Origin of the sequence: Sutcliffiella sp. NPDC057660, from assembly GCF_042800035.1 — a bacterium.
Lineage (GTDB): Bacteria > Bacillota > Bacilli > Bacillales > Bacillaceae_I > Sutcliffiella_A.
The window spans coordinates 19,374-32,176 of record NZ_JBHVHV010000023.1; the positions used below are offsets into that span (position 1 = coordinate 19,374).

The window sequence follows — 12,803 nt, forward strand, 5'->3', positions numbered from 1 at the left end:
CACCATCTATTTGGATAGATGTAACAGCGGCACCAGGAAGTGAGGATAAAAGAATAAGACGTAACGAGATACCCAAAGTTGTTCCATATCCACGCTCAAGTGGCTCGACGACGAATTTACCATAGTTGGCGTCATCGCTGATTTCAACCGTTTCGATTTTTGGTTTTTCGATTTCTAACATTCATAACCCTCCTTCAAAACGTCGAAACCCCGGAAAGACAGAGTTGTCTAACCGAAATTCCCCATAGGTATGTCCCGATTGTGCACAACAACAACATTTAATTATCTGTATAATTCACAAACTGTATCATCAGCCATTATTGACATGTATACAAATTCTATACAGACAAATTAAACACGGCGACGTTTTGGTGGGCGGCAACCGTTATGAGGTACTGGGGTTACGTCTCTGATAGCAGTTACTTCAAGACCAGCTGCTTGTAAAGCACGGATTGCTGCTTCACGGCCAGCACCAGGGCCTTTAACTGTAACTTCCAAAGTTTTCAAACCGTGCTCCATGCAAGACTTTGCAGCAGTTTCAGCTGCCATTTGCGCTGCGAACGGAGTGGATTTACGAGAACCTTTGAAACCAAGAGCTCCTGCACTAGACCATCCAATTGCGTTTCCGTGAGAGTCAGTAATCGTAACGATTGTGTTATTGAATGTAGAACGGATATGCGCGATACCAGTGTCAATATTCTTTTTCACACGGCGTTTACGTGTATTAGTTTTACGTGCCATATTTCTTACCTCCTTACTTACTTAAAATTATTTCTTTTTGTTCGCTACAGTACGACGAGGACCTTTACGTGTACGAGCATTGTTTTTAGTGTTTTGACCACGAACCGGTAAACCACGACGGTGGCGAAGACCACGGTAGCAACCAATCTCGATCAGACGCTTAATGTTAAGAGATACTTCACGACGAAGGTCACCCTCAACTTTAATTTTATCTACGATATCACGAATTTTTCCTAATTCTTCTTCCGTTAAGTCGCGTACACGAGTTTCTTCAGAAACACCTGCTTCAGCTAGAACTTTCTCAGCTGTTGAACGACCAATACCGAAAATGTATGTTAATGAAATTACAACGCGCTTGTCGCGAGGAACATCAACACCAGCAATACGTGCCATATATGCGCACCTCCCTCAAGTTATCCTTGTTTTTGTTTGTGTTTCGGGTTTTCACAAATAACCATAACTTTACCTTTTCTACGAATAACTTTACATTTTTCGCAGATTGGCTTCACAGATGGTCTCACTTTCATCTTATATTACCTCCCTGATAGTACGGAGTGCTAAAATAGGTTTATTTAAAACGATACGTAATTCTACCGCGTGTTAAATCGTATGGAGAAAGCTCCACCGTTACTTTATCTCCTGGCAGGATTCGAATAAAGTGCATACGAATTTTCCCAGATACATGAGCCAATACCGTATGACCATTTTCCAATTCTACTTTAAACATAGCATTTGGTAAAGTCTCAACGACCGTACCTTCTACTTCAATCACATCGTCTTTCGCCATTAATTAAGTTCTCCCTTCTTCAAATCAGTAACAAGCCCCTCGACAAACTTTGTTAGCACAAACCTAAGTTTCCCATTTGTCACACGACCTGTTTCGATCATACTGTTCTGAACTTCTGGAGACACGTAATCAAAAAATTCAAGATGATGAATGTTCTTCTTCTTAGGGCGGTCGTACTTCCTCTTGTCTCCATCCGCAAGGACGACAAAACGCTCATCAAGAATTTTAATAATTACGGCATACTGTCCGGCATCTCTGCCTTGAGTAATCAAAACAATCTGCCCTACTTTCAAAGCCGTTTCAGACTCAGTCAAGCAGTATCACCTCTTGGGCTTAGGCTTTTGTTAAGATCTCGTAGCCTGTTTCTGTAATAGCGACCGTATGTTCAAAATGAGCACACATCTTACCGTCAACAGTAACAACAGTCCAGTCATCTGCTAACGTTTTTACGTAGCGAGTTCCTGCATTGACCATTGGTTCAATTGCCAGGACCATACCAGGTTTTAACCGTGGACCTTTATTAGGAGGTCCATAATGTGGAATTTGAGGGTCTTCATGTAAGTCTTGACCAATTCCATGGCCTACATACTCTCTCACGATTGAAAAATCATGTGCTTCTGCATACGTTTGGACCGCATGAGAAACGTCAGAAAGCCGAGCGCCCGGTTTTACTTCCTTGATGCCTTCATACAATGATTGTTCCGTGACTTCAAGTAATCGCTTCGTTTCATCGGAAATGTTACCGACAGCATACGTCCAGGCGGAATCGCCGTGGTAACCATTATACTTCGCACCAATATCTATGCTAATGATATCACCGTCTTTTAGTACTCGATCGCCGGGGATACCATGAACAAGTTCTTCGTTAACAGAAGCACAAATGCTTCCGCGAAAACCATTATACCCTTTGAACGAAGGAATTGCATCATGTTTGCGTATGAATTTCTCAGCAATATCATCCAATTGTTTCGTCGTTACGCCAGGTACAATATGTTTTTTCAATTCTTGATGGGTCAGTGCGACGATTCTGCCAGCTTCTCTCATGATTTCAAGCTCACGAGGAGTTTTACAGATGATCATTACGCATGCCCTCCAAGAAGTTTTTCAATGTCGCTGAACACTTGGCCGATCGGCTGCTGTCCATCGATGTTTCGAAGATAGCCTTTGCCTTCATAGAAGTCCAATAGAGGCTGCGATTGTTTCACATTTACTTCCAAGCGGTTCCCGACAGTTTCTTCGTTGTCATCAGCACGCTGATAAAGTTCACCGCCGCACTTATCACATACCCCTTCCTCACTTGGAGGATTGAAGACAAGGTGATAAGTAGATCCACATTCTTTGCAAATTCGTCTTCCAGTCAAACGCTCCATCAAGATGCTTTGGTCCACGTTCACATTGATTACATAATCAATTTTGCGACCAAGATCTTCAAGCATTTGCTCTAGAGCCTCTGCCTGAGGAACTGTTCTTGGGAAACCGTCCAATAGAAATCCGTTTTTGCAATCTTCTTTTTCAAGTCTTTCACGAACGATACCGATCGTCACTTCATCAGGAACAAGCTGCCCTTGATCCATAAAAGACTTTGCTTTAAGGCCTAGTTCAGTTCCTTCCTTCATTGCAGCACGAAACATATCTCCGGTTGAGATATGAGGGATATTGTACTTTTCGACAATTCGTTCTGCTTGAGTACCTTTACCGGCACCCGGAAGTCCCATTAGAACTAAATTCATCTTAATGCCCCCTCAGTCTCTTGTGAAGTATATTGGGATAATGCTATCCCAATTACTTCATTACTTGATAAACCCTTTATAGTGGCGCTTCACAAGCTGACTTTCAAGTTGCTTCATCGTTTCAAGTGCAACACCTACGACGATGAGGATACCAGTACCACCAATCTGTACGGCTGGCGGCAGGTCAGCTATTTTCATAAAGATTACAGGTAGAACAGAGATTCCCGCCAAGAACAATGCACCAACAAAGGTTAGTCGGTAGATGATTTTTGTTAGGTATTCCTGCGTGTTCTGACCAGGACGAATTCCTGGAATATATCCACCTTGCTTCTTTAAGTTTTCTGCCATCTGCTCAGGATTAGACTGAACAAACGTGTAGAAATAAGTAAAGGCAATAATAAGAGCTACGTACACTACCATACCGATCGGCTTCGTATAATCGAATGTGCTTTGGATCCACTGAGTTACATCATTAGGTCCAAAGAACGACGCGATGGTAGGTGGTGTGATGATAAAGGATACTGCAAAGATAACAGGAATTACCCCTGCTGCATTTACTTTCAACGGTAAGTGTGAGGAATGACCACCAACTGGATTACGACCGGATACTTTTTTAGCATACTGGATCGGAATTTTACGTAATGCTTGTTGGATAAAGATAACTCCTACGATAACAGCCAGGATTGCAAGAATAATTAGAGCAACAATAACAAGATTTAAGAACAACTGATCTCCAGCATCCTCAATTTGTTGTGCATAAATCTGGTTAGCTCCATTTGGAATGGCAGCAACGATACCAGCGAAAATCAGGATGGAGATACCATTCCCAACTCCGTGTGCTGTGATCTGCTCGCCAAGCCACATTAAAAATGCCGTACCTGCTGTCAACACTAAAGCGATTAAAAGATAAGTAGTGGGGCTCGGGTCGGCAATAAGCTGGCCTTGTGCCAAGTTATTAAAGCCGATAGACATACCAATTGCCTGGATAAATCCAAGCACAATAGTAAAGTATCTAGTGAATTGAGCTAATTTGCGACGTCCAACTTCTCCTTGTTTTGACCACTCCGTAAACTTTGGAACAACATCCATTTGCAGCAATTGCACAATGATGGAGGCTGTGATGTATGGCATGATACCCATGGCAAGAATCGAGAAGTTTTGTAAAGCTCCACCACCGAAGGTATTCAAGATACCAAATACACTAAACTCATCCTGAAATTTCAATATGTCAGAGTTTACCCCTGGTACTGGGATAAACGTACCGATACGGAATATGATTAACATTAGTAGGGTGAAAACTATTTTCTTTCTTATATCACCCACGCGCATAAAATTGGAGAATGTCTGGAACATTAGATCACCTCAACTGAACCGCCAGCTGCTTCGATAGCTTCTTTAGCTGCTGAGGAGAATTTATGAGCACGAACTGTAAGCTTTTTCTCGATAGAACCGTTACCCAATACTTTCAATCCGGCGTTTAGTTTGCTAACTAAACCTGTTTCAAGAAGTAATTCAGGTGTAACTTCTGTACCATCTTCAAAGCGGTTTAACGCATCAAGGTTGATAATTGCATACTCTTTACGATGAATGTTCGTGAATCCGCGCTTTGGTAAGCGTTGGAAAAGAGGTGTTTGACCACCTTCGAATCCAGGACGAACGCCACCGCCTGAGCGTGCATTTTGACCTTTATGACCTTTACCAGAAGTTTTACCGTTACCAGAACCAGTACCGCGACCTACACGATTGCGTTCTTTACGAGATCCTTCTGCTGGTTTTAACTCATGAAGTTTCATTGTGGCACCTCCTTATTTAAAAAAACCGTTTCTATTATTGCTCTTTCACAGTAACAAGGTGAGATACCTTGTTAATCATTCCACGGATAGCTGCGTTATCCTCATGGACAACTGTTTGGTGCATCTTCTTCAAACCAAGAGTTTGAACAGTCACACGTTGATCTTGTGGACGACCGATTACACTGCGAGTGAGGGTGATTGCTAATTTGTTCGCCATTTTGTTTCCCTCCTTATCCTAACAGTTCTTCTACCGTTTTACCACGCAATTTAGCAACGTCCTCTGCACGTTTCAATTGCTTTAATCCGTCAAGTGTTGCACGGATCATGTTGATTGGTGTGTTAGATCCTAAAGATTTAGAAAGGATGTCTTGAACACCCGCTAACTCAAGTACCGCACGAACTGGTCCTCCAGCGATAACTCCAGTACCTTCAGAAGCAGGTTTCAAAAGGATTTCTCCAGAACCGAATTCTCCAAGTACTTGGTGAGGAATTGTTGTACCAACGATAGGTACAGCAACTAAGTTCTTTTTCGCATCTTCAATTGCTTTACGGATAGCTTCAGGTACTTCTTGAGCTTTACCAGTACCGAAACCAACATTACCGTTTTTATCTCCTACTACTACAAGAGCAGCAAAGCGGAAACGACGTCCACCTTTTACTACTTTCGCAACGCGGTTAACCGTAACAACGCGTTCTTCAAGTTCTAATTTGTTTGGATCAATGCGACGCATCAGTGTCCCTCCTTTTCCGATTAAAATTCTAAACCAGCCTCACGTGCAGCATCTGCTAATGCTTTCACACGTCCGTGGTATAAGTATCCACCGCGGTCGAATACTACTGATTTAATTCCTTTTTCAATTGCGCGCTTTGCAACTAGTTCTCCAACTGCTTTAGCGGACTCAACGTTACTTCCGTTAGCCTCAACGCCTTTATCAAGTGTAGAAGCACTCGCGATTGTTACAGAGTTCGTATCATCGATCACCTGAGCGTAAATGTGTTGGTTTGAACGGAACACATTTAGACGTGGACGAGTTGCAGTTCCTGATAACTTAGCACGAACACGAGTGTGTCTTTTCTTACGAGTAGAATTTTTATCAGGTTTTGTAATCATCTTGCAGTCACTCCTTTCTATCTGCTTATGCGGTCTTACTTCGCAGTTTTACCTTCTTTACGACGTACATGTTCACCTTCATAACGAATACCTTTACCTTTGTAAGGCTCTGGTGGGCGAACGTCACGGATGTTAGCTGCCAAAGCACCGACGCGCTCTTTATTGATACCTTTGATAAGGATCTTTGTGTTTGTTGGAACTTCAACTTCGATACCTTCTTCTGGTGTGATTTCAACCGGATGAGAGTACCCAACGTTAAGAACTAGCTTGTTACCTTGCTTGGAAGCACGGTAACCAACCCCGATAAGTTCTAATCCTCTTTCGAAACCTTTTGTTACACCTTCAACCATGTTGTTTAAAAGTGCACGAGTTGTTCCGTGGATAGTACGGTGTTCTTTGCTTTCAGAAGGACGTACAACTGTTAGTACGTTTTCTTCTATAGTAATAGCCATATCTTGGCTGAATGCACGAGTTAATTCACCTTTAGGACCTTTTACGGTAACTGTGTTGTTGTCGTTTGTAATTGTAACCCCAGCCGGGATTTCAATAGGTTTTTTACCTACACGTGACATTTAGTTACACCTCCGTTCATTTAAAGAAATTATTACCAAACGTACGCTAATACTTCTCCACCAGCTTGTTTTTGACGAGCTTCTTTATCAGTGATAACACCTTGAGAAGTAGAGATGATCGCAATACCTAAACCGTTTAATACACGAGGTACTTCATTAGCTTTTGCATATACACGAAGACCAGGCTTACTGATACGTTTAAGACCAGTAATTACACGCTCGTTGTTAGCACCGTATTTCAAGAAAATACGAATGATACCTTGTTTGTTGTCTTCGATAAATTCTACGTCACGTACGAAACCTTCACGCTTCAAGATTTCAGCAACTTCTTTTTTGATTTTAGAAGCAGGAAGTTCAAGCTTCTCGTGACGTACCATGTTCGCATTGCGGATGCGAGTAAGCATATCTGCAATAGGATCTGTCATAACCATTTAATTTACCTCCTTCCCAATTATCGGGTTTTACCAACTTGCTTTTTTCACGCCAGGAATTTGGCCTTTATAAGCTAATTCACGGAAACAAATACGGCAAAGCTTAAATTTACGGATTACAGAGTGGGGACGACCACAACGTTCGCAACGAGTATAAGCTTGCACATTATGTTTAGGTGTGCGTTTTTGTTTCGCAATCATTGATTTTTTAGCCACATTTTCGCCTCCCTCTACCACACGCTGGTATTATTTTTGGAATGGCATTCCGAATGATGTTAAAAGCTCACGAGCCTCTTCATCAGTGTTGGCAGTAGTAACGATAACGATATCCATACCACGTACCTTATTAACTTTATCATAATCAATTTCCGGGAAGATAAGCTGCTCTTTAACACCAAGAGTGTAGTTTCCACGGCCGTCGAAAGACTTCTTAGAGATACCACGGAAGTCACGAACACGAGGTAAAGATACAGATACTAACTTATCTAGGAATTCGTACATACGCTCTCCGCGTAATGTAACTTTCGCACCGATTGGCATTCCTTCACGAAGACGGAAGCCCGCGATAGATTTTTTCGCTCTAGTTACAACAGGTTTTTGACCAGTGATAGAAGATAATTCTTCTACAGCTGCATCTAACGCTTTGGAGTTGGCAACTGCATCACCAACACCCATGTTGATAACGATTTTCTCAAGCTTTGGAGCTTGCATCACAGATTTATAGTTAAACTTGCCCATTAGAGCAGGAATAATTTCGCTTTGATACTTTTCTTTTAGGCGGTTCATCAAAAGTACCTCCTTTCTTCAAAAGTCTATTTATCTAATTGTTCACCTGATTTTGTTGCAACACGTACTTTTTTACCGTCAACTACCTTGTATCCTACACGAGTAGGTTCACCGGATTTCGGATCTAAAGGCATAACGTTTGATACATGAATAGGCGCCTCACGGTTGATGATTCCACCTTGAGGGTTTTCTTGTGATGGTTTAGCATGCTTTTTCACGATGTTAATACCTTCTACAAGAACACGGTCTTTCTTAGGAAAAGATTCAAGGATCACTCCTTGTTTACCTTTATCCTTACCAGAGATAACTACAACTTTATCACCTTTTTTTACATGCATCCTTTCGCACCTCCTTGACACATTCATTTCTTATATTAAAGTACTTCTGGAGCTAAAGATACAATCTTCATGTAGTTGTTATCACGTAATTCACGTGCAACTGGTCCGAAGATACGAGTTCCACGAGGGCTCTTATCATCTTTGATAATTACGCATGCGTTCTCATCAAAACGGATATATGAACCGTCATTACGACGAACTCCACGTTTAGTACGAACTACTACAGCTTTCACTACGTCACCTTTTTTAACAACGCCTCCTGGTGTTGCTTGTTTCACTGTACAAACAATAACATCACCAATGTTCGCGTAACGACGACCAGATCCACCCAATACTTTAATTGCCAGTACTTCACGAGCACCTGAGTTATCAGCAACTTTTAAACGAGATTCTTGTTGAATCATGCATGGTACCTCCCTTCGGAATTACTATCCGAACTTAAATATTAGATAATTACAGCTTTCTCTACTACTTCTACTAAACGGAAACGCTTTGTTGAAGATAACGGACGTGTCTCCATGATCTTAACGATATCGCCAGTCTTAGCTGCGCCAGTTTCATCATGCGCTTTGTACTTTTTAGAGTACTTAACACGTTTGCCGTAGAGTGTGTGAGTTTTGTAAGTTTCAACTAGTACTGTGATTGTTTTATCCATTTTGTCGGAAACAACACGCCCAGTGTAAACTTTACGTTGGTTACGTTCACTCATTTTCGCGAACCTCCTCTTAATTATTTGTTAGAAGCGATCTCTCTCTCGCGAACTACTGTTTTCATACGAGCGATTGACTTACGCACTTCGCGAATACGAGCAGTGTTTTCTAATTGACCAGTCGCTAATTGAAAGCGTAGGTTGAATAACTCTTCTTTTAAAGATTTCACTTTTTGTTCAATCTCGGCAGTGGTTAAGTCGCGTAGTTCATTAGCTTTCATTAGTTTCACCACCAATTTCTTCACGTTTAACGAACTTACATTTAACTGGTAGCTTGTGCGCAGCTAAACGTAATGCTTCACGTGCAATTTCCTCAGATACACCTGAAATTTCAAACATAACCTTTCCAGGTTTAACAACTGCTACCCATCCTTCTGGAGCACCTTTACCGGAACCCATTCGGACCTCTAGAGGCTTTGCAGTGTATGGTTTTGAAGGGAAAATTTTAATCCAAACTTTACCGCCACGTTTCATATAACGAGTCATCGCACGACGTGCTGCTTCGATTTGACGGTTAGTAATCCAAGATGCTTCTAGAGATTGTAATCCAAACTCTCCGAAGTGTACCTCAGTACCGCCTTTCGCTTTACCACGCATTTTTCCACGATGTTCGCGGCGATATTTTACGCGTTTTGGTAATAACATAATTATTTTCCTCCTTCCTCAGTTTTCTTCTTCGTAGGAAGGACCTCTCCACGGTAGATCCAAACTTTCACACCTAATTTACCGTAAGTTGTATCAGCTTCTGCTGTACCATAGTCAATATCAGCGCGAAGAGTATGAAGTGGAACTGTACCCTCACTATAATGTTCAGAACGAGCGATATCTGCTCCGCCTAGGCGACCAGAAACCATCGTTTTAATACCTTTCGCACCTGCGCGCATTGCACGTTGAAGTGATTGCTTTTGAGCACGACGGAAAGATACACGGTTTTCTAATTGACGAGCGATGTTTTCAGCTACTAATTTAGCGTCAAGATCAGCTCTCTTAATTTCAAGGATGTTGATGTGTACACGTTTACCAGTTAATTGGTTCAACGCTTTACGAAGTGCTTCAACTTCAGTACCACCTTTACCGATAACCATTCCTGGTTTAGCAGTGTGAACAGTAACGTTCAAGCGGTTTGCAGCACGTTCGATTTCTACTTTAGATACAGAAGCGTCATTCAGACGTTTTGCGATATATTCACGAACTTTGATATCTTCATGAAGCAGGTTAGCATAATCTTTTCCTGCGTACCATTTGGACTCCCAGTCACGAATGATACCAACACGAAGACCGATAGGATTTACCTTTTGACCCACTGATTATCCCTCCTTCTTTTCTGATACCACGATTGTAATGTGGCTAGTGCGTTTGTTTATTTGACTCGCACGACCCATTGCACGAGGGCGGAAACGTTTTAAAGTTGGTCCTTCATTCACGTATGCCTCAGTAACGATCAGGGTGTTTGCGTCCATTTCAAAATTGTGCTCTGCGTTAGCAATAGCGGACTTGAGAACTTTTTCGATTACTGGTGAAGCAGCCTTTGGAGTTAATGTCAAAATGGCTATTGCTTCGCCTACTTGCTTGCCTCGAATTAAATCCATAACTAGACGAGCTTTACGAGGAGCAATACGAACTGTTCTTGCAACAGCTTTAGCTTGCATGTAAAAGCCTCCTCTCTAATTAGCGTTTTGTTTTCTTATCATCATTTGCGTGACCTTTGTAAGTACGAGATGGAGCGAATTCTCCAAGCTTATGACCTACCATGTCTTCTGTCACATATACTGGTACGTGTTTACGGCCATCATATACAGCAATTGTATGTCCGATAAATTGTGGGAAAATAGTAGAACGACGAGACCAAGTTTTTACGACTTGTTTACCCTCAGTTTCATTTAACTTTTCAATCTTTGTCATTAAATGATCATCTACAAAAGGCCCTTTTTTCAAGCTGCGACCCATGTGGAAACCTCCCTTCGTGATTGCTCTACGGCCCTTATGAACCGTAGTACAACCCCGTTATTTTTTACGACGACGAACGATAAATTTGTCAGACTTGTTTTTCTTCTTGCGAGTTTTGTAACCAAGAGTTGGTTTACCCCAAGGAGTCATAGGTGACTTACGTCCGATTGGTGAACGTCCTTCACCACCACCGTGTGGGTGATCGTTAGGGTTCATTACAGAACCACGTACAGTTGGGCGAATACCCATCCAACGAGAACGTCCTGCTTTACCAATGTTGATAAGTTCATGCTGTTCGTTACCAACTTGACCTACAGAAGCGCGGCAAGTGGAAAGGATCATGCGAGTTTCACCGGAAGTTAAACGTACAAGTACGTATTTTCCTTCTTTACCAAGTACTTGAGCAGATGTACCTGCAGAGCGAACTAATTGTCCACCTTTACCTGGTTTTAATTCGATGTTGTGGATTACAGTACCTACTGGGATGTTGATTAGTGGTAGTGCATTACCCACTTTGATATCAGCTTCAGGGCCAGACGTTACTGTCATTCCTACTTCTAAGTTCTTAGGAGCTAGAATGTAGCGCTTTTCCCCATCTGCATAGTTGATTAACGCGATATTGGCGGAACGGTTTGGATCATACTCAATTGTAGCAACGCGTCCTGGTATACCATCTTTATCACGTTTGAAGTCGATGACGCGGTATTGACGTTTGTGTCCACCACCTTGGTGACGTACAGTCAATTTACCTTGGTTATTACGACCACCTTTTCTGTGCAACGGTGCAAGCAAACTTTTTTCTGGTTTGTCTGTAGTGATCTCAGCAAAATCAGAAACTGTCATGCCACGACGTCCGTTGGTGGTTGGTTTGTATTTTTTAATCGCCATCATGTTCCCTCCTTTTCAATGATGTTTTTTTGTATTAAACCTCGAAGAATTCGATTTCTTTGCTATTTTCTTTTAATGTTACAATAGCTTTTCTACGACGGTTAGTTAATCCGCTATGACGACCTACACGACGGAATTTACCTTTGTAGTTCATGATGTTTACTTTCTCGACAGTTACGCCAAAGATCGCTTCAACAGCATCTTTAACTTCAGTCTTGTTAGCTCTAACATCAACTTCAAATGTATATTTCTTTTCTGTCATTAAATCAGTAGAACGCTCAGTAATCACGGGGCGCTTAAGAACATCACGATGATCTCTCATTATGCAAGCACCTCCTCTAATTTTTGAACAGCGTCTTTCGTAAAGATTACTTTGTCATGGTTTACAACGTCTAATACGTTCACACCACTTACAGTAACAACAGTTACTCCAGGGATATTACGAGCAGATAAAGCAACGTTTTCGCTGTCGTCAGCTGTTACGATTAACGCTTTACGAGTGATTTCTAAACCTTTAAGTACAGAAGTCATTTCTTTTGTTTTTGGTGCATCAAAAGCCAATCCTTCTAATACTAACAATTCATTTTCTAACACTTTAGAAGATAAAGCGGATTTGATAGCTAAGCGACGAACTTTCTTAGGAAGTTTGTAGCTATAGCTTCTTGGTGTAGGACCGAATACGATACCACCACCACGCCATTGTGGAGAGCGGATGGATCCTTGACGAGCACGGCCGGTACCTTTTTGGCGCCATGGCTTACGTCCACCACCTGCTACTTCAGAGCGTCCTTTTACTTTTGCATTACCTTGACGTTGAGATGCTCTTTGCATAACGATCGCATCGAACAATACGCTGTTGTTTGGCTCAATACCGAACACAGCATCTGCTAATTCAATTTCACCGACACTAGCGCCAGTTTGATTGTATAATGCTACTTTAGGCATTTGTAGTTCCTCCTTTCCTAAACAA

27 protein-coding genes and 1 pseudogene are annotated in these 12,803 nt (G+C 41.8%); all 28 read right to left on the minus strand.

The genetic code is table 11. From position 1 onward, the window contains the following. Nucleotides 1-181: pseudogene (locus tag ACFVAD_RS21680) on the minus strand (DNA-directed RNA polymerase subunit alpha); the annotation flags it as partial. Between the two features lie 170 nt (nt 182-351). Continuing rightward, the gene (rpsK, locus tag ACFVAD_RS21685; protein ID WP_224841272.1) at nt 352-741 is read right to left on the minus strand and encodes a 30S ribosomal protein S11; all 390 of its coding nucleotides are present in this window, start codon (nt 739-741) and stop codon (nt 352-354) included. Between the two features lie 27 nt (nt 742-768). Further along, nucleotides 769-1,134 carry a 30S ribosomal protein S13 gene (gene rpsM / locus ACFVAD_RS21690; RefSeq protein ID WP_060666590.1) on the minus strand — a complete coding sequence of 122 codons (366 nt, stop codon included), beginning with the start codon at nt 1,132-1,134 and terminating at the stop codon, nt 769-771. Nucleotides 1,135-1,154: 20 nt separating this feature from the next. Further along, nucleotides 1,155-1,268 carry a 50S ribosomal protein L36 gene (rpmJ, locus tag ACFVAD_RS21695; protein ID WP_003156543.1) on the minus strand — a complete coding sequence of 38 codons (114 nt, stop codon included), beginning with the start codon at nt 1,266-1,268 and terminating at the stop codon, nt 1,155-1,157. Nucleotides 1,269-1,309: 41 nt separating this feature from the next. Then, a complete protein-coding gene (infA, locus tag ACFVAD_RS21700) occupies nt 1,310-1,528 on the minus strand; it encodes a translation initiation factor IF-1 (RefSeq protein WP_003348578.1) in 219 nt (72 codons plus the stop codon). Further along, nucleotides 1,528-1,842, minus strand: coding sequence for a KOW motif-containing protein (locus tag ACFVAD_RS21705; protein WP_386645223.1), 315 nt, complete (start codon nt 1,840-1,842; stop codon nt 1,528-1,530). Before ACFVAD_RS21705 ends, infA begins: the two co-directional genes overlap by 1 nt. Nucleotides 1,843-1,861: 19 nt before the next feature. Next, nucleotides 1,862-2,608 (minus strand): type I methionyl aminopeptidase, encoded by a 747-nt coding sequence (gene map / locus ACFVAD_RS21710; RefSeq protein WP_386645226.1) that lies wholly within the window; start codon nt 2,606-2,608, stop codon nt 1,862-1,864. Then, the gene (locus tag ACFVAD_RS21715; protein ID WP_386645229.1) at nt 2,608-3,258 is read right to left on the minus strand and encodes an adenylate kinase; all 651 of its coding nucleotides are present in this window, start codon (nt 3,256-3,258) and stop codon (nt 2,608-2,610) included. Before ACFVAD_RS21715 ends, map begins: the two co-directional genes overlap by 1 nt. A 60-nt stretch (nt 3,259-3,318) precedes the next feature. Beyond that, a complete protein-coding gene (secY, locus tag ACFVAD_RS21720; RefSeq protein ID WP_386645232.1) occupies nt 3,319-4,611 on the minus strand; it encodes a preprotein translocase subunit SecY in 1,293 nt (430 codons plus the stop codon). After that, on the minus strand, nt 4,611-5,051 hold the full coding sequence (gene rplO / locus ACFVAD_RS21725; RefSeq protein ID WP_386645234.1) for a 50S ribosomal protein L15: 441 nt from the start codon (nt 5,049-5,051) through the stop codon (nt 4,611-4,613). The genes secY and rplO overlap by 1 nt, the downstream gene beginning before the upstream one ends. 34 nt (nt 5,052-5,085) lie before the next feature. Next, on the minus strand, nt 5,086-5,268 hold the full coding sequence (rpmD, locus tag ACFVAD_RS21730) for a 50S ribosomal protein L30 (protein WP_047972360.1): 183 nt from the start codon (nt 5,266-5,268) through the stop codon (nt 5,086-5,088). A 13-nt stretch (nt 5,269-5,281) separates the two neighbouring features. Then, nucleotides 5,282-5,782, minus strand: a complete 501-nt coding sequence (gene rpsE / locus ACFVAD_RS21735; RefSeq protein WP_078382543.1) for a 30S ribosomal protein S5 — start codon at nt 5,780-5,782, stop codon at nt 5,282-5,284. A gap of 20 nt (nt 5,783-5,802) precedes the next feature. Continuing rightward, the gene (gene rplR / locus ACFVAD_RS21740; protein WP_224841273.1) at nt 5,803-6,162 is read right to left on the minus strand and encodes a 50S ribosomal protein L18; all 360 of its coding nucleotides are present in this window, start codon (nt 6,160-6,162) and stop codon (nt 5,803-5,805) included. Nucleotides 6,163-6,197: 35 nt separating this feature from the next. After that, complete coding sequence (gene rplF, locus ACFVAD_RS21745) at nt 6,198-6,734, minus strand: 50S ribosomal protein L6 (RefSeq protein WP_386645239.1); 537 nt, start codon at nt 6,732-6,734, stop codon at nt 6,198-6,200. Nucleotides 6,735-6,766: 32 nt separating this feature from the next. After that, a complete protein-coding gene (rpsH, locus tag ACFVAD_RS21750) occupies nt 6,767-7,165 on the minus strand; it encodes a 30S ribosomal protein S8 (RefSeq protein WP_010191507.1) in 399 nt (132 codons plus the stop codon). Between the two features lie 30 nt (nt 7,166-7,195). Beyond that, complete coding sequence (locus ACFVAD_RS21755) at nt 7,196-7,381, minus strand: type Z 30S ribosomal protein S14 (protein ID WP_010191505.1); 186 nt, start codon at nt 7,379-7,381, stop codon at nt 7,196-7,198. A gap of 30 nt (nt 7,382-7,411) precedes the next feature. Next, on the minus strand, nt 7,412-7,951 hold the full coding sequence (rplE, locus tag ACFVAD_RS21760) for a 50S ribosomal protein L5 (protein WP_386645244.1): 540 nt from the start codon (nt 7,949-7,951) through the stop codon (nt 7,412-7,414). 26 nt (nt 7,952-7,977) lie between these two features. Continuing rightward, on the minus strand, nt 7,978-8,289 hold the full coding sequence (gene rplX, locus ACFVAD_RS21765) for a 50S ribosomal protein L24 (RefSeq protein ID WP_204420009.1): 312 nt from the start codon (nt 8,287-8,289) through the stop codon (nt 7,978-7,980). A gap of 35 nt (nt 8,290-8,324) precedes the next feature. Beyond that, complete coding sequence (gene rplN, locus ACFVAD_RS21770) at nt 8,325-8,693, minus strand: 50S ribosomal protein L14 (protein ID WP_010191501.1); 369 nt, start codon at nt 8,691-8,693, stop codon at nt 8,325-8,327. Between the two features lie 41 nt (nt 8,694-8,734). Continuing rightward, a complete protein-coding gene (gene rpsQ / locus ACFVAD_RS21775) occupies nt 8,735-8,998 on the minus strand; it encodes a 30S ribosomal protein S17 (protein ID WP_204420012.1) in 264 nt (87 codons plus the stop codon). A gap of 20 nt (nt 8,999-9,018) precedes the next feature. Beyond that, on the minus strand, nt 9,019-9,219 hold the full coding sequence (gene rpmC, locus ACFVAD_RS21780) for a 50S ribosomal protein L29 (protein ID WP_010191499.1): 201 nt from the start codon (nt 9,217-9,219) through the stop codon (nt 9,019-9,021). Further along, a complete protein-coding gene (gene rplP / locus ACFVAD_RS21785) occupies nt 9,209-9,643 on the minus strand; it encodes a 50S ribosomal protein L16 (RefSeq protein WP_204420014.1) in 435 nt (144 codons plus the stop codon). Before rplP ends, rpmC begins: the two co-directional genes overlap by 11 nt. A 2-nt stretch (nt 9,644-9,645) precedes the next feature. Beyond that, nucleotides 9,646-10,302, minus strand: a complete 657-nt coding sequence (rpsC, locus tag ACFVAD_RS21790; RefSeq protein ID WP_204420016.1) for a 30S ribosomal protein S3 — start codon at nt 10,300-10,302, stop codon at nt 9,646-9,648. Nucleotides 10,303-10,305: 3 nt separating this feature from the next. Next, nucleotides 10,306-10,647: a 50S ribosomal protein L22 gene (rplV, locus tag ACFVAD_RS21795; protein ID WP_386645250.1), complete on the minus strand. Its 342-nt coding sequence runs from the start codon at nt 10,645-10,647 to the stop codon at nt 10,306-10,308. Nucleotides 10,648-10,666: 19 nt separating this feature from the next. After that, nucleotides 10,667-10,945 carry a 30S ribosomal protein S19 gene (rpsS, locus tag ACFVAD_RS21800; RefSeq protein ID WP_204420020.1) on the minus strand — a complete coding sequence of 93 codons (279 nt, stop codon included), beginning with the start codon at nt 10,943-10,945 and terminating at the stop codon, nt 10,667-10,669. Between the two features lie 57 nt (nt 10,946-11,002). Beyond that, a complete protein-coding gene (gene rplB / locus ACFVAD_RS21805) occupies nt 11,003-11,833 on the minus strand; it encodes a 50S ribosomal protein L2 (protein ID WP_386645350.1) in 831 nt (276 codons plus the stop codon). Between the two features lie 34 nt (nt 11,834-11,867). Further along, nucleotides 11,868-12,155, minus strand: coding sequence for a 50S ribosomal protein L23 (gene rplW, locus ACFVAD_RS21810; RefSeq protein ID WP_224841274.1), 288 nt, complete (start codon nt 12,153-12,155; stop codon nt 11,868-11,870). Next, entirely contained in the window at nt 12,155-12,778 is a 624-nt protein-coding gene (rplD, locus tag ACFVAD_RS21815; RefSeq protein ID WP_386645255.1) for a 50S ribosomal protein L4, read from the minus strand. The genes rplW and rplD overlap by 1 nt, the downstream gene beginning before the upstream one ends. Nucleotides 12,779-12,803: the final 25 nt, after the last annotated feature.